Raw genomic sequence first — 21,624 nt, 5'->3', positions numbered from 1 at the left:
GATCATACCACGCCACCGCCAAGGGACATCTCCGTGAAGAAAAATAAAAAGGTCATGGCTGACATGCCAGAGGGCGGGGAAAACCCGCTGATCTCGGCCGTTGTCAAGCGCGACCGTTCGGCCCTTGAGATGGTCAGCGATGCGATTCGTCACAATCAGACCCTACTCGCCTATCAGCCTATCATGCAGGCTATGCGTCCTCAGGAAGTCGCATTTTACGAAGGTTATATCCGCGTATTGGATGCGACCGGTCGCGTCATTCCAGCGCGAGATTTCATGCCTCTTGTCGAGGATAAGGAAGAAGGTCGCGAATTGGACTGCCTTGCCCTGGAACATGGCCTGAAGGCTCTTTCCCGCAGTCCAGCGATCCGCCTGTCCATAAATATGTCAGCTCGTTCCATTGGCTATCAACGCTGGATGAGGGTGCTGGAACGCTACCTAAAAAAAGATGCGGCAATCGGCGAGCGACTCGTTCTGGAAATCAATGAGGCCTCTGCCATGACCACTCCTGAACTGGTTATCGACTTCATGGGCCGGATGCAGAAATACGGCATCGCCTTTGCGCTTGACAACTTCGGCGCGAAGACCACTGCTATCGGCTACTTCCGGCAATTTTTCTTTGATGCCGTCAAAATTGATGGCCAGTTCATCCGTAGTATTCATGCCAACCACGACAACCAAGCTGTCGTTCGCGCGCTGATTGGAATTGCCAAACAGTTTGACATGCTGGTGGTCGCCGAATCTGTAGAAAGCCCCGCTGACGCCGAATTCCTGATCTCAACCGGTGTTGATTGCCTGCAAGGCTATCTATTTGGTGCACCATCAGTAAGCCCGCCCTGGTTGGAGAAACTACGCAAAGATAGCCACGTCACCTGACCTGGTTCTTACTATAAATGCCTGCACTTACGCCTTAGCCTTGTGCGACAATAGTCTTTTTTCGAACGGTTTTGCACCTGCAAGCAATGCTTCCTTGGCAAATACCCCACCCTTCCCCAATATGCCGCCCATAGTATCGATTGACACAGGCTCTAGCTGTGGCACAACTTGCACGTGCTGCATCTGCAGCGAGACACATAGCCTTATTCACATAAGGCAGGAGGATCCCAATTGCTGCGATTGCAAAATGCGGACTGCACGATTGGCCTCCAGGGACTATGAATGGCAGAGGACCCTAACTGATGACCAATGTAGTAATTGCATCCGCCGCACGCACCGCCGTCGGCAGTTTTGGCGGCGCGTTCGCCAAGACCCCCGCCCATGATCTTGGCACCGCAGTGTTGGAAGCAGTGATTGAGCGTGCCGGGATCGACAAATCCGAAGTTTCCGAAACCATTCTCGGTCAGGTGCTGACTGCCGCGCAGGGACAGAACCCGGCGCGCCAGGCTCATATCAACGCAGGACTGCCACAGGAAGCCTCGGCCTGGGGTATCAATCAAGTCTGTGGATCTGGCCTACGCGCCGTTGCGCTCGGCGCGCAGCACGTCCAGCTGGGGGATGCATCTATCGTTTGCGCAGGCGGTCAGGAAAACATGACTCTGTCGCCCCATGCCGCGAATCTACGCGCCGGTCAAAAGATGGGCGACATGAGCTACATTGATACTATGATTCGCGACGGTCTGTGGGACGCCTTCAATGGCTACCACATGGGCCAAACTGCGGAGAACGTAGCAGACAAATGGCAGATCTCGCGGGAAATGCAGGATGAGTTCGCTGTCGCCAGCCAGAACAAAGCAGAAGCGGCGCAAAAGGCTGGTAAATTCTCTGATGAAATCGCTGCCTTTACTGTGAAGACACGTAAGGGTGATATTATCGTGGACCAGGATGAGTACATCCGCCACGGAGCGACGATGGAAGCGATGCAGAAATTGCGTCCTGCGTTCGCCAAGGATGGATCAGTCACTGCCGCCAATGCGTCTGGCCTCAATGACGGCGCCGCTGCAACCTTGCTTATGTCTGCCGACGATGCGGAGAAACGCGGTATTGAACCACTGGCGCGCATTGCGTCCTACGCTACCGCAGGTCTAGATCCATCGATCATGGGCGTTGGACCAATCTACGCCTCGCGCCGGGCGCTGGAAAAGGCTGGTTGGAGCGTCGAAGATCTGGATCTCGTCGAGGCCAACGAAGCCTTTGCCGCCCAAGCTTGCGCGGTGAATAAAGATATGGGCTGGGATCCTGCGATTGTGAACGTCAACGGCGGTGCGATCGCAATCGGTCATCCGATTGGCGCTTCTGGCTGTCGTGTTCTCAATACACTGCTATTTGAGATGAAGCGGCGCGATGCCAAAAAAGGCCTCGCGACACTGTGTATCGGTGGCGGCATGGGAGTCGCTATGTGCTTGGAGCGCCTCTAAAGTACGACACACTGGACATAGTAGGGCGCCCCTGTGGCGCCCTTTTCTATACCCAACTCATTTCACTCCCACGTAGTCCTCCAAGTGGAGGGAGAGCGAGTGATGAAATTCATGTAAATTTTCAAATTTTTACAAGGTAATATAATTGCGCAAGATCACCAACAATAGTAGCAAGATTACCAGGCCAAATAGCGGAGGATTTTTCCATGGCACGTAACGCACTCGTCACCGGTGGCTCTCGCGGCATCGGCGCTGCAATTTCTCAAGCGTTGAAAGCGGAAGGTTATGCGGTAGCCGCAACCTATGCCGGCAACGATGAAGCGGCGGCAAAGTTCACCGAGGAAACTGGCATCAAGACCTACAAGTGGAATGTTGCCAACTATGAAGACAGCAAGGCCGGCATTGCCAAAGTAGAAGCAGACATTGGCCCAATTGACATCGTGGTTGCCAATGCAGGCATCACCCGCGATGCTCCGTTCCATAAAATGACGCCTGAACAATGGCAGCAGGTGATCGACACCAACCTGACCGGCGTGTTCAACACTGTACACCCAATCTGGCCAGGCATGCGCGAGCGTAAATTCGGCCGTGTTATCGTTATTTCATCGATCAACGGCCAAAAAGGTCAGTTTGCGCAAGTAAATTACGCGGCGACCAAGGCGGGCGATCTGGGCATTGTGAAATCACTGGCCCAAGAAGGAGCCCGAGCAGGCATCACCGCCAATGCAATCTGCCCTGGCTACATCGCGACTGAAATGGTGATGGCCGTCCCTGAAAAGGTGCGCGAGGCAATCGTTGGCCAGATACCGACTGGCCGTCTAGGCGAGCCGGAAGAAATCGCCCGTTGTGTCGCCTTCCTCGCATCTGAGGATTCGGGCTTTATCAATGGCTCAACCATCTCGGCTAACGGCGCTCAGTTTTTCGCCTAAGACCTTAGAACAGCGCTACGGTAAGGGCCGGTCCACATTTGGACCGGCCCTTTTCAAATCCCGTAAGGACATGCGCGCTATGCCCAGCGGGAAATTCCTAGATATAGCCCACGTGTACGGCTTAGAGTAAAGAGACGCACCCAAAGAGCGCGAAAGACCTGACCGCGTTCTTCATGTGCACGCTGCATGGCCTGTTTAACTGTTGAATTGGCAGAACACTCCATCGGTACGGCCTCCATTCAGATCAATGTTGCTGACTTGATCCAAATATGCGCCTTTATATGGAAGCTGACAAATGAGACTTTTACTGCCGTCAGTTAAGTAATACTTATGCGAAATGTCTGATCGCCTTCCTCCGCTGACGGCCCTGCGCGCATTTGAGGCCGCTGCCCGCCATATGTCCTTTGCTCGTGCAGCACAGGAGCTGAATGTGACGCCTGCCGCACTGTCATTTCAAATCAAATCGCTTGAAGAGCATCTCGGCACGCCGGTGTTTCGCAGACTGAACCGCGCAGTAGAGTTGACTACCGCCGGTGCTGCGCTGGCCCCAGGTGCAACCGATGGATTTCAAGCACTAACCAAAGCTTGGAGAGCCACGATACGCCTACAGGATGAGGGCGCGCTGACGGTTACGGCTGGCCCGGCCTTTACCGCTAAATGGCTCGCGCCAAGATTCTACGAATTCGCCCGTGCGCACCCCGAAATCGACCTGCGGTTTTCTGCAAGCTTGCGTAGAGTTGACCTGGCGCGTGACGATGTTGATGTTGCGATCCGCTTTGGCTACGGCCCCTATCCTGACGTCTATTCAATGCCTTTGCCCGTAGAATGGGTCATGCCTGTTATGACTCCGGAATTGGCCCGCCAATACCCGACCACAACAGCGTTGAAGAACGCTCCGCTGATCCACGACGATTCGCTCAACTTCATGTCGCCGATGCTTGATTGGGCCGCATGGTTCAAAATGATGGGCGAAGAATTCACCCCCAGCCATGGTGCCCGGTTCAGTAATTCCGATCATGCGGTTGATGCAGCGCTAGCAGGCGCAGGAGTCGTGCTCGGGCGGCGCGCGTTGGTAGTAAAAGATCTTGACGAAGGACGTTTGGTGGCCCCATTCAGAACCGCTCTCACAGGCAAGGCTCGGTTTAGCTTCCTTTGCCAGAAGGGAGCTGAAACCCGCCCCCAGATAATCGCGTTCCGCGATTGGATCCTAGCAGAGATTGAAAAGACCGCAGCGGTTTCAGAAGGACTAACCATAGTGCCAGTAGAGGACATCACATGACTCGCAATCGTGCCACTGCAGTTGGATTTATTGCCGTTTTGCTGTGGGCGTTACTCGCTGTTCTCACCGTGGGCACGGCTCCAACTCCACCACTGCTTTTGAACGCACTCTGTTTTACGATTGGCGGCCTTCTGGGAATAGCCTGGTGTTGGCCTAACGGCGGGCTCAACGCACTGCGCAATGTTTCTTGGCGGGTCTACCTTTTCGGCAGTCTCGGCTTGTTTGGTTATCACCTACTCTACTTCTCAGCCCTCCGGTTGGCCCCTGCAGCCGAGGCAGGGTTGATCGCCTATCTCTGGCCGCTGCTTATCGTGTTGTTTTCCGGCCTTTTGCCCGGTGAGAAGTTGCGCGCGGGCCACCTGCTCGGCGCTGTCCTTGGGTTTGCCGGTGCTGCGACCATTATCACTGGTGGCGGAGCACAATTTGATACGGCAGCGCTTCCTGGCTATGGGCTAGCGCTGCTCTGTGCATTGACGTGGTCAGGATACTCAGTGCTAGCGCGTCGTATGGGCACAGCCCCTACCAGCACAGTCGCCGTCTTTTGCCTGCTTACCGCTGCGGCATCTTGGGTGTTGCATTTCACGCTAGAGGCCAGCCAATGGCCAATCGGTCTTGGCGGCTGGGGAGCGACGCTAGCACTGGGATTAGGGCCTGTTGGTTTAGCCTTCTATGTTTGGGACATCGGGGTAAAGCAGGGCGATATCCAGATGCTAGGCACCAGCTCTTATGCCGCGCCCCTTCTATCAACGGTCATTCTGGTTATTGCCGGTATCGCGGCCCCGTCCTGGACACTGGCGATTGCAGCCTGCCTCATCACCTGCGGTGCGTTGTTGGCTGCCCGTGCAAGCAGTTCTGCGTAATCAATCTCATTCTGCTAAACACAAAAAAGGGTCACCGGCAACGCCGATGACCCCTGACATCCTATTGGCCTATTCTCCTATCGTCGCGACGGTGGGGATCACAACGATAAGGTTCAGCCGCTACTAGACAGCGTATTCTTCGGTCGAGAGCCGCCCGATTTCTTCTTTTAGTTTCAGTTTTTGTTTTTTCATCGACGCGATACGCAGCCCGTCCGTGGCGGGCGAGCGTTGGGCGTGTTCGATCTCCATGCTCAGATGCTCGTGCTTTTTCTTTAGTTCGGTCAGATGCGAGCTGAGGCTCATGTCATTCCTCCTTCATTGAGCGCGTTGCGTATGAATTGAGTGGAGCACAAGAAAATTGCTCTGTCACGCTGCAGAAGCATATATTTTGTCATGAAACCGTCATTTCGGCGTGTCCTTGCCGAGGGCCATCGAGATTCTAAAGAATCAACCCCAGAGATCAATCTGGCCAAGGCAGCCTGTTTGCAGCGCGCAGAACCGCCCGGATTTCCGGTCGGTAATTTTCAGCGTCACGCAGATGGGTATCACCCTCGTGCAGGATCAGCGGGGCGTGTAGTCGAAACCCCGCGCGCCCTCCCTTGCGGGCCCGTAAAATTACCAGCTCTGCACGTCGACCTACACGGGCTGCCAATGGCAATACTTCAATTGATCCAAGTCGGTCCAAACAGGAACCCAACATTTCCGGCAGACGATCCGCGCGCTGGATCATATGCAAATATCCTTTGTGCGATAGTCGGCGCGCAGCTGTATCGAACCAGGCGTCCAACTCCGTCGCGCCGCCAAGCGCGATTTGTCTCCCAATGTCTTGGGCTGGGCTATGTGCACCTGCCCGGTAGTAGGGCGGATTGGCAATGACATGATCGAACTGCTGCTGGCGCAGCATTGGAGGAAGTTCGACTAAATCTCCCTCGACAACTGCTATATCTATATCATTTAGCGCGGCATTGCGTCGCGCCAGATCTGCGTAATCCGCCTGCAGTTCCACTCCCGTGAGATTAAGATCCGTAACCCGCGCTGCAAGGCACAGTAACGCTGGTCCACCACCACACCCCAACTCCAGCACCCTTTCGCCCGAGCGCGCAGGGATGGCAGCCGCCAGCAATACAGGATCAACACCGGCTCGATATCCCTGTTTTGGTTGCAGCAGCTGTACCTGGCCCCCAAGAAACGCATCCTGGCTGAGCGAGGTATCTTCGAACCCAGCCATTACCGTAGCGGAATATCGTTGTCGCGCATCACCCGTTCAGCGGCAGCATGATCATCGCTGCGCACCATTAGCCTACGCGGGAAAATACCTATGCCTCCTTCGAGGATGCTCATATTTACGTCCATTTGAAAGCAGTCTATATCCTCACCCTCAAGAAGGGCGCTGGCAAAGGCCATAACGGTCGGGTCGGTGCTACGCAAAAGTTCCTTCATGGGGATGGATCTAAGGGCAAGGCCTGTGCCTTGTCGAGCCTTGCAAGCGGGAAAACGATGAATCAAATCCTGACGCAAAAGCCGCATGATATGCTGGCCGCGACACTCAGCAACGAAATGTCAGCGGTAAATACGCTGATCCAGACCCGGATGGCCTCGGAGCATGCGCCGCGCATTCCCGAAGTTACAGCCCATTTGGTAGAGGCAGGCGGCAAACGTCTGCGCCCTATGTTGACGCTCGCGGCTGCGCGCCTCTGCGGATACACCGGTGAAAACCACATAAAGCTGGCTGCAACTGTCGAGTTCATCCATACCGCTACCCTACTGCACGATGATGTCGTGGATGAAAGCGGCCAGCGGCGCGGACGGCCAACAGCGAACCTGCTTTGGGATAACAAAAGCTCAGTACTGGTGGGCGACTACTTGTTTGCCCGCAGTTTTCAGTTGATGGTTGAGACCGGATCGCTGCGGGTTCTCGATATTCTCGCCAATGCTTCGGCAACCATTGCCGAAGGCGAAGTCTTGCAAATGACCGCTGCCAGCGATCTAGGCACAGATGAAGATATCTATCTTCAGGTAGTACGCGGCAAAACCGCAGCACTTTTCTCCGCCGCCACACAAGCCGGTGGCGTGATCGCAGGCGCTACCGAAGCGCAGGTCGAGGCGCTGTTTGCCTACGGAGACGCGCTTGGTGTCGCGTTTCAGATCGCCGACGATCTCTTGGATTATCAGGGGAATAGCTCATCCACCGGCAAAAACGTCGGAGACGACTTCCGTGAGCGCAAGCTGACACTACCTGTGATCAAAGCCGTCGCACAAGCCAGCTCTGAGGAACATGCATTCTGGGTCCGCACGATCGAGAAAGGGCGCCAAGATGAGGGCGACCTGGATCACGCGCTTGCGCTGATGGATAAATACGACACGCTCAACGCCACTCAGCGTGATGCGATGGACTGGGTAGCCAAAGCGCAGGATGCTTTGACCGCTCTACCCGAGGATCCGATCCGCCAGATGTTGCATGATCTGGCTGACTATGTGGTGGCCCGCTTGGCCTGATGGGCTGAGCAAAATCCCGTCACCGAAAGACGGCATCAGACCTATTAAAGCAGCTTTCCCGATTGTACCCACCAATCGGGATGCGCAGCAGTTAGGCGCGCAGCGTGTTTCTGAGCCAGTTCACTATTCTCAAACAGCGCATAGCAAGTCGCACCGGATCCTGACATCGCAGAAAATAGCGCATCGGTATGGTCCAACGCCTGTAAGACGTCATCGATCACTGGCTGGATTTTAATAGCCGGCACCTGAAGATCATTGCGCTGCGTCTTGAGCCAGTCAGCCAAATCGTTGGCTGTGGCACAACATGGCAGAACCTTCGGCATAGGTAAGTTGTTCCGATGCTGCAGAGCCCGAAAAATCGTAGGCGTCGCCACCGAAACCCGTGGGTTGACCAAGACTATCGAACAATTCGGCAGGGGGGAGACCGGGGAAAGTTGCTCGCCGATACCGCTCATCCGCTGAGCGATTGGCGCCATACAGACAGGTAGGTCCGCTCCGAGACCGAGGGTATCCTCAGCCTTTGGCAAAGGCATCTGCCAAAGCTCTGACAGGACCCTTAGCGTCGCGGCAGCATCCGAGGACCCGCCTCCGATACCAGATGCGCCAGGTAAATGCTTCTCCAGCGCGAGAGCCGCACCGCGTTTCGGATCGATAAGCGCAGCAGCCTGCACCATAAGGTTGCGACTGTCCGATGGAACACCTGCCTCCATTGGTCCCGTGACCGTCAGCGACAGTTCTTCAGCGAAAGATGCCGTAACCCGATCACCGATATCTGCAAACGCCACCAGAGAATCGAGCAGATGGTAGCCATCAGCGCGCTGGCCGGTCACATGCAGGGTCAGATTGATCTTGGCGGGAGCAAAGCCCTCAACCGTCATGTGCAACCTTCAGCGGCGCGGCACCTTCTTCCAACAGCACAGCATCGAGACCTGTTTCCAGCTTACGGCGAATACGCTCCGGATCAGCTTCGCTATCGGTATCTTCCGGATCGATGAACGACAATGCGCGTTTCCACTGGAACTCCGCCTCACGGGCACGGCCAACAGCCCAGTAAACGTCACCAAGGTGATCGTTTACCACCGGATCAACCGGCATCAACTCAACTGCGGTCTCCATTGGTTTAACCGCGTCCTGATAGCGGCCAAGCCGGTATAGAACCCATCCGAGGCTATCTACGATATACCCGGCATCAGGTCGCGCTGCGACAGCGCGTTCAATCATCGACAGCGCCTCATCCAGTTTTTCCTGCTTCTCAACCAGAGAATAGCCAAGATAGTTTAACACTTGCGGCTGATCGGGCCGGATTTCCAACGCGGCCCGAAAATCCGTCTCGGCCTGCTCCCAATTCTTCAGTCGCTCGTGACAGATGCCGCGTGCGTAAAGCAGGAACCAACGCCCCTCGACACTTTCATCCATCAGCCCAAGCGCAGTGTCATAAGCGGCAACGGCGCCTGTATAATCTTCTTGCTGACGCAACAGATCACCCAGATTGGTATATACTGGAGCCTCTTTCGGGAAGTCACGTGCCAGTTGTTGCAACACCTCGGCCGCAGCATCAGGCTTCGCGGCGCGGCGCAACGCTTCAGCCCGCCCCAATTCGGCAGCATGGTAATCCGGGTGAGTCCGCGGCACCTGCTTATAGAGCTCAATAGACAGGGCGTAGCGACCCAATTGATCAAATAGCTCTGCCGCCAGCAATAGAGCATCCACATGATCTTCACGCAGAGCGGACGCGACACGTGCGTACATCAGCACGTAGTCATCAGCCATCTCACCGTTGAGCGCCGCGCCCATGGTGAAAAACACCTCGGCAATACCATGTGTTGGGGTCGCCGCTAGCGCATAAGGAAGAGTTTCCCCGTCCTTCAACCGCTTCGACAAAGCTGCAAGCCCTGGATCTAGCTGGCCACTAAATGCATCAGCCAGCACCTCAAGCGCCTGCTCGTTCCTACCAAGCTGAGACAGGATTTCAAGCCGCGCAATCACCGCTCGGCGTGAGGTATTCGTCAGCTGTCCCTCCGCCGCCGCGAATAGAGCTTCCGCCCCTTCGTAGTCCCCGACAGATGCCAGCGCCAACGCCCTATGATAGCGTGCAAATAGGCCGAGCCCTTCTTTCTGACCCAAGCTGTCAAACTGCCCTAGGGCATCCGCGACAGAGCCGGCACCCAGATGGGCCCAACCAAGCAATAATCCGTCAACAAGAGCATTAATCTCATAGTGGCCATCTTCCTGCGACGTAATCCGGTCGATGATCGTCTTGTAGTCTTGTTTCATCACCGCGTTGGCAGTCATGACGATATTGGCAATCTGGCTGCGCGCCCCCATTTCCGACAAGCGCGTGGCCACCGGGGCTGCGCCTTTGATATCGCCGAGCGCAAGTCGGGCAAAAACAACATGCTCCATCAATAGGGCGTTCTGCGGATCCCGCACCAACGCGCGGTTATAATAGTCAGCCGAGGCCTTAAAATCGCTATCCAATGTCGCAGCCCTTGCGGCCAGATATGCACCGGCCAACCCATCAGCCTGTACAAAGGTCGGCAGGGCGGTTGCCGCAATCAAAGCGGTTGCACAGGTCAGGCTGCGAATAAATCGGACGGGCACGCTGGGCCTCCTCGTTGGTGACTGGTCGATATCTGCCTCACCACAAAGCGTAGAGCCCCACCCCCCGACACGCAATGGGGCAGCCCGCAGACTGCCCCTATTATTCCGGCAAATACCTGCCGAAACCGATCGCAAAGTGATCACATATTCGGGTAGTTCGGTCCGTCACCCCCTTGAGGGGTCGTCCAAGTGATGTTTTGGCTAGGGTCCTTGATGTCGCAGGTCTTGCAGTGAACACAGTTCTGAAAGTTGATCACGAATTCAGGTTTGCCGTCTTTTTCCACAACTTCGTAAACACCAGCAGGGCAATATCGTTGCGCCGGTTCCGCGAATTTTGGCAAGTTAACGCTAATTGGCGCTTGCTGATCACCCAAGCGTAGGTGACAGGGCTGACTTTCTTCGTGATTGGTCGCCGCAAATGCCACATTGGTCAATCGATCGAAAGACAGGACACCATCAGGTTTGGGGTAATCAATCACCCTATGCTGATCAGCGGGTTCGGTTGCTTCGGCATCATTTTTGTCATGGCCAAGAGTTCCAAACAGTGACAAGCCAAGGATGTTATTGGTCCACATATCCAGCCCACCCAACATGAGCGAGGCGGTCAGGCCCCACTTCGACCACATCGGTTTGACGTTGCGCACCATCTTGAGATCCTTGCCAATGGCACCGTCGCGCACATCGCTCTCGTAGGTGGATAGTTCATCACCGGATCGGTCGGCCCTGATGGCGTCAAAAGCCGCTTCTGCCGCAGCCTTGCCGGATAGCATCGCATTGTGGTTGCCCTTAATACGCGGCACGTTGACCATACCGGCGGAACAACCCAGAAGCGCCACGCCCGGCGCTACAAGCTTCGGCATCGCTTGCCAGCCACCTTCGGTGATGGCACGAGCACCATAGGCGACGCGTTTGCCGCCTTTAAGCAAATCAGCCACCATCGGGTGATGCTTGAAACGCTGGAACTCCATATAAGGGTAGAGATGCGGATTCTTGTAGTTCAGGTGAACCACGAAACCGACGTAAACCTGATTGTTGTTCAGGTGATAAATGAAAGATCCACCACCCGCGTTGGAACCCAGAGGCCAGCCCATAGTGTGGGTGACAGATCCTTCCTTGTGTTTGGCCGGATCGATCTCCCAGATCTCTTTCATGCCAACACCGTATTTCTGTGGCTCTTTGCCATCAGATAACCCGTATTTCGTGATGACCTCTTTGGAGAGCGAGCCTCGAACCCCTTCTGAGAGGAATACGTATTTACCGTGAAGTTCCATGCCCGGCTCGGTGTTTGGCCCGTAGGAGCCATCCGCTTCCAGACCAAAAACACCAGCAACAACGCCTTTGACTTCGCCGTTATCGCCGTAGACCAACTCCGAGCAAGACATGCCCGGAAAGATCTCGACACCCAGCTCTTCTGCCTGCTCGGCCATCCAGCGACACACGTTGCCCATCGACACGATGTAGTTGCCGTGGTTGTTCATCAGCGGTGGCATCGGAAAGTTGGGGATCCGGATCTGCCCTGCTTCACCCAGCATGTAGAAGTTGTCATCCTTGACCGGCGTGTTCAATGGCGCGCCCTTCTCTTTCCAGTCAGGGATCAGTGCGTCCAACCCGCAAGGATCGAGCACCGCACCTGACAGGATATGCGCGCCCACTTCGGACCCTTTTTCCAACACAACAACCTGCAGTTCGCTGTCCAGTTGCTTAAGTCGGATCGCCGCGGACAGACCTGCCGGGCCTGCCCCAACGATCACAACGTCGTATTCCATCGCTTCACGTTCAATCTCGGCCATTGCGGGCTCCTTGGCTGTGGGTCTGCGCCATCCCATGCGGGCGGCGTATCCTTGGCGTAATTTTGTTTCGCGGTTGCTTAGCGGGTGGCAGAGGCACTGGTCAATCCAAACTCTACGTTACACAACTCTAGAACCCGGAATTGCGACAATTCGAGCGTCAATTTCCGTCATTTGACAGAGTATTCCCGTCCTTCGCCGTATCCGAGGCCTTATCACCCATCAGATAGCGCGGTCCTTGCCCTTTGGCAGCGGCAGCATCGTCGGGATTATAAAGTTTGCAACTAGGCAGTGACAGACACCCGCAGCCAATGCAGCCATCAAGATCGTCGCGTAGTTTCATCAAGGTTTCGATTCGCGCGTCCAAGTGGCTGCGAAAGGCTGTCGACAGCTTTGTCCAATCAGCTTTCGTCGGCGTTCGCCCTCCTGGAAGACTTTTGAGGAACCCTTGGATTTCAGGCAACGAGAAACCGAATTTTTGCGCGATCATGATGAAACTCAATCGTCGCAGATCCGCCCGGTGAAAGCGTCGCTGCCCACCTGCGTTGCGCCAGGGTTCAACAAGCCCCTGCGCCTCATAGTAGCGAATTGCCGAGACCGCGAGACCCGTCCGCTCAGCCAGATAACCGATTGAAACTCCTGCTGATACCGCCATGCCTGCGTCTCCTGCTATTTTTTCACCGTTTAACGGTCCCAATTGGAGGGATTCTGCGAGGATTTCTACCTGCGACAGAACCTACTGCAATACAGTTCAAGAAAAAGCTTGACCTAAAGTTAGGTTAAGAAATTACGGTAACTCATATCGATCAAACTTGCAAATGTAGGAGCACAGAAATGACCACACGCCTTGAACACGCCAATATCACTGTCACCTCGCCCGAAGCGACTGCAGCATGGATGACCAAAGTGTTTGGCTGGCATATTCGCTGGCAGGGAAACGCGATTTCTGGCGGATATAGTATCCATGTCGGGAGTGCCGACAGCTATCTGGCACTGTACTGCCCACCCGGGGAGCAACAACCAGTCCCCGATAGTTACACCTCTACCGGCGGCCTCAACCATCTGGCCGTTGAGGTTACAGATATCGAAGCCTGCGAAGCCGCTGTAAAGCATGCGGGCTTCACACCGAAAAACCATGGGGATTATGAACCTGGCCGCAGATTCTACTTCAACGATGACAATGACATCGAATTCGAGGTGGTAGAGTATGATGCTTGATCTTCTTTGGCACAGCAGCCGCCCGCGTTCGGTATTGCCACCCAGGCATTCGGAACAACACCATCTCACATTGGCACAGCGAACAGAGGTGTCAGCCCGATTAGGGCAAAAAAGGAAACGCATCTGGTCCAGTATTATGCTGGCGATGCTCCAACGACTCGATCCCCGTCCGCCTGTGCCCCGCCACAGCGTCTCAGGCAAGACGTCCAGGCTACCGGAGACTCCCTGACAGCAAATGGTCTCTGCAATACTGCGCCAAATCTAGCAAACGGGCGGCCCACTTTATGCCGCTCCCTAAACTGAGTGGACGTAAAAAAGTGGAGTTTTCCGCCTGTTGGCACGAAATCGCTGTGGACACCCTATGCCGCCCTCTTGCATTCGGCGGCAGGATTGGGTCAGGTAAATAAGACACAACCGGTTTGTCCCTCTGTCAGCGTGGCAGTGGAACAAACCGGTTTTGCTATAGACGCGAACCGCCACGGCCGGTGGCCAAACCTGACACGATATCTGGACACAGACATGGAAAAGATCCCGATGACCCCTACGGGTCACGCCGCCCTAGAAGCTGAGCTGAAGACCCTGAAATCGGTAGAACGCCCGGCCATCATCAAGGCTATTGCCGAAGCCCGCGAACTCGGCGATTTGTCGGAAAATGCCGAATATCACTCCGCACGCGAGAAGCAGTCCTTCATCGAAGGTCGCATCAAAGAGCTGGAAGGCATCTTGTCACTAGCGGATGTGATCAATCCCGCGAAACTAACTGGCGCGATCAAATTTGGCGCTAAAGTTACCGTCGTTGATGAAGACACCGACGAGGAAAAGACTTGGCAGATTGTCGGAGAGCACGAAGCAAATATCGAAGCCGGTCTCCTCAACATCAAATCTCCAATTGCCCGTGCCATGATTGGCAAAGAAGAAGGCGATAGCGTCGAGGTTCGCACCCCCGGTGGCGATCGCGCCTATGAAATCCTCAAGATCGTCTTTGCCTGATCTTTGATGTTGGCCCGGCACCTTTTGCAGGTATCGGGCCAATTCCTCCGAGCCGCCGTACCATGCGGCCTAAGCCAACCTATCCAACCAACCTCTGTTTCCGAGCAACAGTTATGACCCGTACCAATGCCACCGCTGCAACACCGCCGACCAGCGCCCTAGATGCGCCGCCGGACCGGTCGGCTATTGGCCTGATTGAAGCCTCCGCACTGGGGCTTTGTGCTTTGTGGTTCCTGTTGGTCGTCGCCATCTATGTGTTGGGCGCCACGCCTGACGCCGCAACAGACGCAGCGACAACCTGGCCCGACATCTTACTGCGCGTCGTCGCCGTGCTCCTCCCTGTTTTGTTAATCTGGGTTGGTGCGGTTGCACTGCGATCTGCGCAGATTATGCGAGATGAATCGCAGCGACTACACGCCGCCATCGATGGCATACGCAACGCATATATAATGCATGCCCAACAGGCCGCATCAGTCGCTGAACCCTCGGTCACGCGCAAGCTGGACGAAATCGCCGCTGCAACGCGCAAAACCGAAACCGCACTTGCGACCTTTCAGACAAGCCGTCGGGACCGACCCATGCCGGGCGTCGCGGCCCCGGCAACCAATAGCGGCGAGGCCGCAGATCAGGGGCTGCTCGCACTTGGCACGCCAGCCGAAGATCTGGCGACGCCGTTGCCTTCACCACAGTTGATACGGGCACTGAACTTTCCGGAAACCGCCGAGGATGAAGAAGGGTTCGCAGCCCTGCGTCAAGCACTTCAGGACCGCAAGGCCGCGCAAGTTATTCAGGCTGCACAAGACGTGCTGACCTTACTCAGCCAAGATGGCATCTACATGGATGATCTTCGCCCCGACATGGCTCGCCCAGAAACTTGGCGTCAGTTCGCACAGGGGACCCGTGGCCGGGCTGTTGCAGCACTCGGCGGAGTGCGAGACCGCAGCTCATTGGCACTAACCTCCGCACGGATGAAGCAAGATCCGATCTTTCGCGATGCCGCACATCATTTTCTACGCCGCTTTGATCAGATGTTGGCCGAGTTCGAAGAAGAGGCCACCGATTCCGACATCTCATCACTTGGTGAAACCCGCACTGCACGTGCTTTCATGCTGCTGGGCCGCGTTGCGGGAACATTCGACTAGGGGATTACCTTCGAAACTGCCGCTCTACAGTCTAAAGCTAGAGTAGGGAATGAAACGCACTGGTGCTCCGGGCTTGATTTCTCCAGCACCGTCCGCCAGCTCCACCAATCCTTCCGCCCAGCTGAGCGAACTAACGCGGCCCGAGCCTTCGGACTGGAAAACCTCGACCTTGCCATCTCGCACACGAGCACGGAGATATTCCCGGCGTCCAGGTTTTTTGCGCTTCTCAAAAGCCGCGGGCAAATCAAATCCCTGAGGTTCTGCCCAGCTTGCCCCGGCCATGAGCCCCATCGCTGGTCGTGCAAAAATCAATGTACAGACCATGGCCGCCACAGGGTTTCCCGGCAAACCAAAAACCGGTGTCCCCTTCCACAACCCCAAAGCCAACGGTCTGCCCGGCTTAAGTGCAATCCGCCATTGTTGCATGGCCCCGCTTTCGCGCAATAGCGCTGACATATGGTCCTCATCGCCCGCCGAAGCTCCGCCACTGGTCAGGATCGCATCAACCTTTGACGCCGCACTGTCCAGATGCGCTCGCAATGCCGTGCGATCATCAGCCGCCTTCCCAAGGTCGATGGCCACGAATCCCATCTGCGTGAGCAGTGCCAACAACATCGGTCGATTGGCATCATAGATCTGCCCCGCTGCTGCTTGCATACCGGACTCGACCAGCTCATCTCCGGTCGATAGCACGCCTATGCGCAATGGCTGCCGCACCAGCAGCTCTGGCAGTCCGGTTGCAGAAGCCAGCGCGAGATCAGCCGGCGTGATGACCCGCCCCTTGGGTAAGATCAAATCTCCTGCACAAGCGTCCTCGCCAGCTTTGCGTGTGTTGCTCCCCTTCTTCAGCGGCCCGCGAAACGCGATTTTTTCCCCATCACTGCTAACGTCCTCTTCAAGGATTACAGTGTCCACGCCCTGTGGCAGAGCCGCGCCCGTCAGGATACGAATGGCCGTTCCATGCGGAACCTCACCATCATAGGCTTGCCCAGCAGCGGCACGCCCGGTGACCAGAGCCATAATCTGAGGCCCGTCGGCGACCGGTCCCGCAAACCCATAGCCGTCAACAGCAGTATTGGGTTGCGGCGGATTGCTGCGCGCCGCGTGAACATCTTCGGCCAGCACACACCCCAGACATTCTCCCAATGGCAAAACTTCAGACAGCGTTACGGGCGTTAGTGTTTGCCGCAGGTGATCAAGTGCGACATCCACCGGCGTCCAATCCACTCCTGCAGGTAAGGCGAAGCAATCGTTGCGCAAAGGTGGCGGGGTAAGGGTCATATTTGGTCCACTCCTAGTATGCAGCCCTTTTGGGGCACACTAACGGTCAACAAACGGTCAACTCTGTCATAAGCTCACAAGGTGATCTCTTGCGCAATGAAATCCGCAATGACCTCAGTAGCATCTAAATCAAAAACGGGGCGATCCAGGTGTAGCGGAATATCACTCGCAACAGCCCGTATGGATGTGTCCTGCGGTGCGATGAGAGACTGACCAGCAGCAGTACGATAGGCCTCAATCTTGGGGTGAGATTCCCGTTTGAACCCTTCTACCAAGACCAGATCAACTGGGCGCAGCCGTGCAAGCAATTCCGTAAAACTAGGCTCAGGCGTATCACGCAACTCTTGCATGATGGCAACCCGGCTGGGCGAGGCCAAAATGACCTCGGCAGCTCCAGCTTCGCGGTGGCGATGACTATCTGTACCTGGGTGATCGACATCCGTAGAATGGTGTGCGTGTTTCAAAGTCGAAACGCTGAGCCCACGCCGACAGAATTCCGAAATCAAACGTTCCATCAATCCGGTTTTACCACAGTTCTTCCAGCCCGTGATGCCGTAAATCTTCATCACAACAACGCCTCGGCCTGTACGAGATCTTCAGGTGTATTGATGTTAAAAAACGGGTCAAAAGGCTCCGCTTCAAACAAGGCTTCGCGGCCATCATGGAGGTCCGTCCATGCAACAACCTTCCGCAATCCCCCATCCAGTGCCGCCCGTAAGTCATCGCGCAGCGCAACCGGCCAAAGGCCAAATGTCGGATGCCGGTTCACACGGCCCTTGCCGCCGGATTTCAACTGTTCCTCACCAGTCTTCGGCGTTGTCGCCAACACCAGTGGATGCACCTGCCCGTCAGCGCTTTGCTTTAACCTCTCCGTCAAATTCGATGGAAAAAACGGCGAATCAGCAGCTACGGTTACGATACTTGTAGCCCCCTTATCAGCTGCCCAGTCCAACCCCGCGAGAACGCCTGCTAGAGGGCCTGCAAACCCATCGATACTGTCCGGAATTACCGGCAACCCAAGATCATCGAACCTTCCGGCATCGCCATTGGCGTTGAGTGCCATATGCGCGACCTGCGGTGACAGTCGATCAATCACATGGGTCATTAGGCTCCGCCCGCCAATCAGCAATCGCCCTTTGTCGCCACCACCCATCCGAGTGGCCAAGCCACCGGCCAGAATAACCCCCAACGTCCGCTTCATCCCGCGCTCTTTCGTCTGTGCTTCCGTGGTTCCGCCGGTACTTTGGCCGGGTCCACATCTCGGATCAGCCGTTCGTCACCGGCCAAACAAATAAACCGCTGCCCTCGCATCCGCCCAATAAGCGTCAGGCCAACTTCCTGCGCAATCTCAACCCCCCAGGCGGTAAAACCCGACCGCGATACCAGAGCCGGGATACCCATCATTGCCGTCTTGATCACCATCTCGGAGGTCAGCCGCCCAGTGGTATAGAGGATTTTATCAGATACGTCAGAGCCGGTGCTTTGGATCCAGCCTGCGATTTTGTCCACGGCGTTATGGCGACCGACATCCTCCATGTAGACCAACGGTCGATCTTCCTGACATAGAACCGTGCCGTGAATGGCCCCGGCCTCAAGGTAGAGCGAAGGCGTCCGGTTTATCTTATGTGCCAGCGCATAGAGCCAAGAACTGCGGACCGCCGTCTGTGGCAGCCTCACACCGTCAAGACCGTCCATCATATCACCAAACACCGTGCCCACCGCGCAACCAGATGTGCGGGTCTTTTTCTGCAGCTTATCTTCATAGGAGGTTTCGATCGCCGTGCGTACGACCACGGTTTCCAACTCCTCATCATAGTCAATTCCGGTGATCTCATCACTCGGGTGCAACATGCCCTGATTACGCAGAAAACCGAGCGCCAAATACTCCGGATAGTCGCCAATCGTCATCGCAGTCACGATTTCCTGACGGTTCAGGTAAATCGTCAAAGGTCGCTCCTCGACAACTGAAATCTCAGTCGGCGCGCCCGTATGATCGACACCCTGAACCGCACGCGTCAGCCGCGCATTATCTGGTGAGGGCGCGACGATATATTCAGCCAATACCGACGCCAGGTCAAAATTACTTTCAGCCGCCATCAATTGCAAACCTCCGCCGTCGGGCTTATGCCATTTCAGCAATAACCTAGGACCTGATCATGGCAATCACCACCACGAAATCTGCCTTTTGGAAGGGGTTTCGCGACGGCGCTCCTTTCCTTTTGGTCTCGGGACCATTTGGCCTGTTATTCGGCGTCCTTGCAGCCGAAGCCGGACTGATTGTCCCCGAGGCGATGGTCTTCTCGCTGTCGGTCTTTGCCGGGTCGGCTCAGTTCACGGCGCTACAACTGGTGCAAGAAAACGCGCCCTTGGTAGTTATCCTGATTTCAGCCCTTGCGGTGAACCTGAGGGTAGCAATGTACTCCGCGTCACTGACGCCTTACCTGGGCGATGCACCATTGTGGCAGCGCGCTTGTGCAGCTTATCTGACAGTTGATCAGTCATATGCTCTGTCTATTGTTCAATTTGAAACCTACCCACAGATGACATTATCTCAGCGCATGGCCTATTTCTTTGGCACCAATGGCTGCGTTGCGCCCGGATGGATGTTGGCCACCTTTATCGGTGCACTTGTGGGGGCTCAGGTGCCAGACAGCTGGGGCTTGGATTTTGTGCTACCGCTGGCGTTTCTGGCCATGATAGGGCCTATGTTGCGCACGCCCGCTCACCTAGTCGCCTGCTTTGCCGCCGTCGTAACTGCTCTACCCGCCACTGCTCTACCCTATAACCTCGGACTGATCGTCGCTGGCCTTATTGGCATGATGGCCGGCGCCCAGGCTGAGATCTGGCTGGAACGACGCACGCCCTTGGAGGAGCGGTCATGACCCAATCCCCCGACCCTACTTTGCTCTGGACTATCATCATCGGTCTGGCGATAGGCAGCTTTGCCCTGCGGTTTGCCTTTATTGGATTAATGGGTGGGCGGACCATGCCACCATGGTTGATGCGTCATCTGCGCTATACAGCTGTCGCGATTATTCCTGCACTGGTAACGCCACTGGTAGTTTGGCCGACCTCGACGGATGGCACTCCCAGCTTGCTACATTTTGCGGTCGCAACAACGGTTTTCGTGCTTGGCTACTGGACACGGAATGTGCTGATTGCGATGGGCAGTGGTGCGGCAGGGTTCTTGCTTCTGTTCCTGCTCTCAAACTAGCTCCGCGCCAGAAAAAGAAAAGCCGCAGGCAATGCCGCGGCTTTTGACTAGACTATCAACGGCAGAAGCACTCGAGGATCAGCCACCTGCATTCAGAACCGCATTGTTCTTTGCAAGTCCCTCTTTCAGATCCGCGCTATCGTTCTCGCGGTAGCTGCTGGTCGCAACACCCGGCAGAGCACCGAATTGTTCCGACAATTTACCTGGGTAAAAAGTCACATTTAGGGAAGCAAACCCAGGAACCTGTTTCAGGATTGAGCCGGTAGCATTGGCACAAAACGCACCCGGCACACGGCCATTGGCCTTGACCAGCTGATAAGCGCGTTGCGCTTGTTCCGGCGTCACTTCGATCCTTTGAACAACCACATGATGGGTGCTGCGCGCATGTGATCCACGATACGCCTTCTCGACTCCGGGTGTGATCCCATAAAGCACATCGTCCCGCTCAGGTACGACATCCGCATAGAATGAACCGGCCGGGTCAAAAATCACCCGCTCCGAGGCGTTGATCATAAGTGATGTATGCGCGCCCTTACCGGTCCGATTGTTGATCATAGTATATAGCGTCAGCGCCGGTGGGCCATCGTGCCGATAGGCTACGCGCGCCAATGTGGCATCATCTGCGTTGGGCTGCTGCTGGGCAGCGCACGCAGCAAGCACCGCAATCGCACTGCCAAAGGCCGAAAATCGCAGGCCTTTCGCGAAGCGCCGGACGCCAATACGCCCGCTAAGATCAGAACCGGTCACGGGACGATCAGGTCGCGAAAATCGCAAGAAACAACACAAAGATCACTGTTGCGATGCAGAACCGAGTGGTGAACTTAAGAAAGCTATTGTAGGTTTTTTCCTGAACGGTGATATCCATCGAACCGTGCTTGTGGTCAGCCATGTGTCTATTCCAATTCGCGTGTGTTTTTCGCTGAATACTGGATTTCTTAGACCCTGTCACCACGTCAATCCGGCGCAGCCCAAGCAAATCACCTTGCGAAATCCGCGTAACAAGGGCGATACCCATAGCCCCAACGCCAACTCAGGCCGCTGCAGGGCGCACCGCCGAATCGCACAGCGCGGTACATCACCGCTGCAACCGTGGTTGCTGTGGGGGCTGCAACCGAGCTCTGGTCCATCAGCCTAGTTTCTACACAGCGACGCAGATCCCTATCAGCATCAAGCCGAGCAAGTTGGCTGGCCGCAGCGAAATTCACATCGCTGTGACCTGTCGCCGCGCTGCGCTCTCTGGTGTTCCGGCCAATCCCTGCTGCGTTGTGATAGAGGCGATCGTGCGCCACACAGCAGGCTTCAAACGGCGGGCCACCATCCAGACTACCGTCGCCAGTTATCTGTCGCCAAATCGCCGACAGCCCTCCGCTACACCCATCAGTGACGAAAGGCACTGGCATAGCATTCGCTGCTACTATTTCCTGCGCCAGACCTTGGTGAGCGGCGTATTCCACTCTCCCCCAGATCCCTGTC

25 protein-coding genes are annotated in these 21,624 nt (G+C 55.8%); 11 read left to right on the top strand and 14 right to left on the bottom strand.

What is annotated here, in order from left to right; translation table 11 throughout:
* The first annotated feature begins 54 nt into the window (after window positions 1-54).
* The 5 genes from ACEWZM_RS11955 (at window position 55) to yddG (ending at window position 5,422) form a co-directional block, all read left to right on the top strand.
* Window positions 55-876: an EAL domain-containing protein gene (locus tag ACEWZM_RS11955; RefSeq protein WP_414008023.1), complete on the top strand. Its 822-nt coding sequence runs from the start codon at window positions 55-57 to the stop codon at window positions 874-876.
* Between the two features lie 302 nt (window positions 877-1,178).
* Window positions 1,179-2,354: an acetyl-CoA C-acetyltransferase gene (locus ACEWZM_RS11950; RefSeq protein WP_414006639.1), complete on the top strand. Its 1,176-nt coding sequence runs from the start codon at window positions 1,179-1,181 to the stop codon at window positions 2,352-2,354.
* Window positions 2,355-2,560: 206 nt separating this feature from the next.
* Window positions 2,561-3,283 carry an acetoacetyl-CoA reductase gene (phbB, locus tag ACEWZM_RS11945; protein ID WP_414006638.1) on the top strand — a complete coding sequence of 241 codons (723 nt, stop codon included), beginning with the start codon at window positions 2,561-2,563 and terminating at the stop codon, window positions 3,281-3,283.
* A gap of 337 nt (window positions 3,284-3,620) precedes the next feature.
* Window positions 3,621-4,562 carry a transcriptional regulator GcvA gene (locus ACEWZM_RS11940; protein ID WP_414006637.1) on the top strand — a complete coding sequence of 314 codons (942 nt, stop codon included), beginning with the start codon at window positions 3,621-3,623 and terminating at the stop codon, window positions 4,560-4,562.
* Window positions 4,559-5,422 (top strand): aromatic amino acid exporter YddG, encoded by an 864-nt coding sequence (gene yddG, locus ACEWZM_RS11935; protein ID WP_414006636.1) that lies wholly within the window; start codon window positions 4,559-4,561, stop codon window positions 5,420-5,422. Before ACEWZM_RS11940 ends, yddG begins: the two co-directional genes overlap by 4 nt.
* 123 nt (window positions 5,423-5,545) lie before the next feature.
* On the opposite strand, the gene ACEWZM_RS11930 is transcribed toward yddG, so the two are convergent.
* The 3 genes from ACEWZM_RS11930 to ACEWZM_RS11920 form a co-directional block, all read right to left on the bottom strand.
* Entirely contained in the window at window positions 5,546-5,725 is a 180-nt protein-coding gene (locus ACEWZM_RS11930; protein ID WP_414006635.1) for a YdcH family protein, read from the bottom strand.
* 157 nt (window positions 5,726-5,882) lie between these two features.
* Entirely contained in the window at window positions 5,883-6,650 is a 768-nt protein-coding gene (locus ACEWZM_RS11925) for a tRNA1(Val) (adenine(37)-N6)-methyltransferase (RefSeq protein ID WP_414006634.1), read from the bottom strand.
* Complete coding sequence (locus ACEWZM_RS11920) at window positions 6,650-6,862, bottom strand: putative signal transducing protein (RefSeq protein ID WP_414006633.1); 213 nt, start codon at window positions 6,860-6,862, stop codon at window positions 6,650-6,652. The genes ACEWZM_RS11925 and ACEWZM_RS11920 overlap by 1 nt, the downstream gene beginning before the upstream one ends.
* A 57-nt stretch (window positions 6,863-6,919) precedes the next feature.
* Here ACEWZM_RS11920 and ACEWZM_RS11915 point away from each other — a divergent pair, with 57 nt between their 5' ends.
* Window positions 6,920-7,918 carry a polyprenyl synthetase family protein gene (locus tag ACEWZM_RS11915; RefSeq protein ID WP_414006632.1) on the top strand — a complete coding sequence of 333 codons (999 nt, stop codon included), beginning with the start codon at window positions 6,920-6,922 and terminating at the stop codon, window positions 7,916-7,918.
* 44 nt (window positions 7,919-7,962) lie between these two features.
* On the opposite strand, the gene ACEWZM_RS11910 is transcribed toward ACEWZM_RS11915, so the two are convergent.
* The 4 genes from ACEWZM_RS11910 to soxR form a co-directional block, all read right to left on the bottom strand.
* Window positions 7,963-8,796 (bottom strand): 4-(cytidine 5'-diphospho)-2-C-methyl-D-erythritol kinase, encoded by an 834-nt coding sequence (locus tag ACEWZM_RS11910; RefSeq protein ID WP_414006631.1) that lies wholly within the window; start codon window positions 8,794-8,796, stop codon window positions 7,963-7,965.
* Window positions 8,786-10,519 carry a tetratricopeptide repeat protein gene (locus ACEWZM_RS11905; RefSeq protein WP_414006630.1) on the bottom strand — a complete coding sequence of 578 codons (1,734 nt, stop codon included), beginning with the start codon at window positions 10,517-10,519 and terminating at the stop codon, window positions 8,786-8,788. Before ACEWZM_RS11905 ends, ACEWZM_RS11910 begins: the two co-directional genes overlap by 11 nt.
* Window positions 10,520-10,659: 140 nt before the next feature.
* Window positions 10,660-12,309, bottom strand: coding sequence for an electron transfer flavoprotein-ubiquinone oxidoreductase (locus tag ACEWZM_RS11900; RefSeq protein ID WP_414006629.1), 1,650 nt, complete (start codon window positions 12,307-12,309; stop codon window positions 10,660-10,662).
* A gap of 157 nt (window positions 12,310-12,466) precedes the next feature.
* Window positions 12,467-12,961, bottom strand: coding sequence for a redox-sensitive transcriptional activator SoxR (gene soxR, locus ACEWZM_RS11895; RefSeq protein ID WP_414006628.1), 495 nt, complete (start codon window positions 12,959-12,961; stop codon window positions 12,467-12,469).
* A 179-nt stretch (window positions 12,962-13,140) separates the two neighbouring features.
* On the opposite strand from soxR, the gene ACEWZM_RS11890 reads away from it, so the two are divergent.
* The 3 genes from ACEWZM_RS11890 (at window position 13,141) to ACEWZM_RS11880 (ending at window position 15,656) form a co-directional block, all read left to right on the top strand.
* Entirely contained in the window at window positions 13,141-13,524 is a 384-nt protein-coding gene (locus ACEWZM_RS11890) for a VOC family protein (protein WP_414006627.1), read from the top strand.
* Between the two features lie 519 nt (window positions 13,525-14,043).
* The gene (greA, locus tag ACEWZM_RS11885; protein ID WP_414006626.1) at window positions 14,044-14,514 is read left to right on the top strand and encodes a transcription elongation factor GreA; all 471 of its coding nucleotides are present in this window, start codon (window positions 14,044-14,046) and stop codon (window positions 14,512-14,514) included.
* A 113-nt stretch (window positions 14,515-14,627) separates the two neighbouring features.
* The gene (locus tag ACEWZM_RS11880; protein ID WP_414006625.1) at window positions 14,628-15,656 is read left to right on the top strand and encodes a hypothetical protein; all 1,029 of its coding nucleotides are present in this window, start codon (window positions 14,628-14,630) and stop codon (window positions 15,654-15,656) included.
* A gap of 24 nt (window positions 15,657-15,680) precedes the next feature.
* Here the strand turns inward: ACEWZM_RS11880 and ACEWZM_RS11875 are convergent, their stop codons facing one another.
* The 4 genes from ACEWZM_RS11875 to ACEWZM_RS11860 all read right to left on the bottom strand — a co-directional run bounded on the left by ACEWZM_RS11875 (window position 15,681) and on the right by ACEWZM_RS11860 (window position 19,034).
* The gene (locus ACEWZM_RS11875) at window positions 15,681-16,937 is read right to left on the bottom strand and encodes a molybdopterin-binding protein (protein ID WP_414006624.1); all 1,257 of its coding nucleotides are present in this window, start codon (window positions 16,935-16,937) and stop codon (window positions 15,681-15,683) included.
* 74 nt (window positions 16,938-17,011) lie between these two features.
* Entirely contained in the window at window positions 17,012-17,503 is a 492-nt protein-coding gene (gene mobB / locus ACEWZM_RS11870) for a molybdopterin-guanine dinucleotide biosynthesis protein B (RefSeq protein WP_414006623.1), read from the bottom strand.
* Window positions 17,503-18,138 (bottom strand): molybdenum cofactor guanylyltransferase MobA, encoded by a 636-nt coding sequence (mobA, locus tag ACEWZM_RS11865; protein WP_414006622.1) that lies wholly within the window; start codon window positions 18,136-18,138, stop codon window positions 17,503-17,505. Before mobA ends, mobB begins: the two co-directional genes overlap by 1 nt.
* On the bottom strand, window positions 18,135-19,034 hold the full coding sequence (locus ACEWZM_RS11860) for a formate dehydrogenase accessory sulfurtransferase FdhD (protein ID WP_414006621.1): 900 nt from the start codon (window positions 19,032-19,034) through the stop codon (window positions 18,135-18,137). Before ACEWZM_RS11860 ends, mobA begins: the two co-directional genes overlap by 4 nt.
* A 59-nt stretch (window positions 19,035-19,093) precedes the next feature.
* Between ACEWZM_RS11860 and ACEWZM_RS11855 the strand changes: the two genes are divergently transcribed.
* Window positions 19,094-19,819, top strand: a complete 726-nt coding sequence (locus ACEWZM_RS11855; protein WP_414006620.1) for an AzlC family ABC transporter permease — start codon at window positions 19,094-19,096, stop codon at window positions 19,817-19,819.
* Entirely contained in the window at window positions 19,816-20,151 is a 336-nt protein-coding gene (locus ACEWZM_RS11850; RefSeq protein ID WP_414006619.1) for an AzlD domain-containing protein, read from the top strand. Before ACEWZM_RS11855 ends, ACEWZM_RS11850 begins: the two co-directional genes overlap by 4 nt.
* Before the next feature lie 78 nt (window positions 20,152-20,229).
* On the opposite strand, the gene ACEWZM_RS11845 is transcribed toward ACEWZM_RS11850, so the two are convergent.
* The 3 genes from ACEWZM_RS11845 to ACEWZM_RS11835 form a co-directional block, all read right to left on the bottom strand.
* The gene (locus ACEWZM_RS11845; protein WP_414008022.1) at window positions 20,230-20,844 is read right to left on the bottom strand and encodes a hypothetical protein; all 615 of its coding nucleotides are present in this window, start codon (window positions 20,842-20,844) and stop codon (window positions 20,230-20,232) included.
* A gap of 61 nt (window positions 20,845-20,905) precedes the next feature.
* Complete coding sequence (locus ACEWZM_RS11840) at window positions 20,906-21,040, bottom strand: aa3-type cytochrome c oxidase subunit IV (protein WP_414006618.1); 135 nt, start codon at window positions 21,038-21,040, stop codon at window positions 20,906-20,908.
* Between the two features lie 88 nt (window positions 21,041-21,128).
* The gene (locus ACEWZM_RS11835; RefSeq protein WP_414006617.1) at window positions 21,129-21,605 is read right to left on the bottom strand and encodes a hypothetical protein; all 477 of its coding nucleotides are present in this window, start codon (window positions 21,603-21,605) and stop codon (window positions 21,129-21,131) included.
* Window positions 21,606-21,624: the final 19 nt, after the last annotated feature.

Source organism: Phaeobacter cretensis, from assembly GCF_047372505.1.
Classification (GTDB): Bacteria; Pseudomonadota; Alphaproteobacteria; order Rhodobacterales; family Rhodobacteraceae; genus Phaeobacter; species Phaeobacter cretensis.
Note: the sequence above shows the minus strand (reverse complement) of the source record. Positions and strands in the feature narration are given on the sequence as shown.